This window comes from Segeticoccus rhizosphaerae (assembly GCF_009192725.1).
GTDB classification, from domain to species: Bacteria; Actinomycetota; Actinomycetes; order Actinomycetales; family Dermatophilaceae; genus Segeticoccus; species Segeticoccus rhizosphaerae.
The window spans coordinates 1-1,322 of record NZ_VOHR01000561.1; the positions used below are offsets into that span (position 1 = coordinate 1).

Consider the following 1,322-nt stretch of genomic DNA (forward strand, 5'->3'; position numbering starts at 1 on the left):
GGCAGCGAGGCCACCGTGGCCCCGCCACGCGCCCCGCAGGGTCGCGACCGTCTTGTCGCCCAGGCGGGGGTCGATCGGCCAGGCGATGCCCGACCGGGTCCGCTTGCCGAGCGACTTCGGGGTCTTGGTGGCCAGAGCCGCCCGCAAGGTCGCTCCGCGGGGGTCGAGGTGCAGCAGCGCGCTGAGGTCGGGGTCGCCGTAGGGCAGCGCCCACAGCGGGTGGGTGCCTCCGGCGGTCCGCAGCCGGTCCGCGAGCTGGTCGCTGAGCAGGTCGGCCTCGGACGGCGGTGGCGGGGTGGTGGGTGCCGGCCCGGGGGTCGTCGAGGGGGGCGAGCTGGGCGCCGTGGTGGCCCCCGAGCTGCTCGGGCCCGAGCTGTTGCCCGTGGTTGAGGTCGTGGTCGACGAGCTGCTGCTCGACGACGAGCCGCTCGTCGACTGCTGCTCCGACGTGCTGCTGGTGCCTGCGGTCGACGAAGGACTGGTCGTCGGTGAGCCGGTCGACGTGCCCGACGTGGTGGGTGAGGAGCTGCCGGTGGAGGTCGGCGCGGTGGTCGTGGTGGGCGGCGCGGTGGGCGACTGGAACTCGTTCTGGGACGGCGGAGCCTCCACGGCAGTGGGGTCGATCGCCCAGGTGACCGGCTCGTCAGTCGTCGCCGTGATCAGCTGGTCGATCCGCGACCCCGTGCCGAGGGCGCGCTCCCACGCGGCGGCGCGTTCGTCCGACTCGGGACCGAACAGCTCCGGTTCGGCGGGCAGGGTGAGCGGCACGACCCAGCCGATCTCGATCGGGTGGTGGTCGGAGGCGGGAGCGCTGTCCCAGGGCAGGAAGGTCCGCAGCCTCCCCACAGTGGCGGCGTCCGCGCCCTTGCCACCGCGCACCTCGAGGGTCAGCCCGAGCGTGGTGAAGCGGTAGCCGGTCTGGATGGCGTCCTTGGGGACGGTGATCGTGAAGGGGAGAGTCGCGCGCGGCATCAACGGCGTCTTGAGGACCCGCTGGGCGATCTGGACACCGGGGCCGATCTGGCTCGAGCCGTTTGCCCAGGAGGCGACCGCACCGCGGGTGTCGAGCCCGGTCGTGGTGCGGTGCAGCCGGACGACCGGGGCGTCGATGCGGTCCGTGCCGAGGTTGCGCAGGGTGCCTCGCACGGTGATCCTCGCGCCCGGCCGGGCGACTCCAGGGGTCACGGACTCGAGCTCGACCCGGACGCGGGCGGTGGACTTCGCGGCTGGTGCGGTGGCGGGGGCCTGGGCCGGGCTCGCCCGGGGCGAGGTCGCTGCGGCCGGTGCCACCCCGGAGGGCGGCAGACCGAGCACGGCGAGCA

1 protein-coding gene and 1 pseudogene are annotated in these 1,322 nt (G+C 74.7%); one reads left to right on the forward strand and one right to left on the reverse strand.

Features of this window, described 5'->3' with window-relative positions; genetic code table 11:
* Positions 1-1,146 (reverse strand): annotated as a pseudogene (locus tag FRW57_RS23665) (hypothetical protein); the annotation flags it as partial.
* On the opposite strand from FRW57_RS23665, the gene FRW57_RS24220 reads away from it, so the two are divergent.
* Positions 1,136-1,322: hypothetical protein (locus FRW57_RS24220; protein ID WP_203230481.1), on the forward strand; the 187-nt coding region annotated here is incomplete at its 3' end. The pseudogene FRW57_RS23665 and the gene FRW57_RS24220 sit on opposite strands and share 11 nt — an antisense overlap.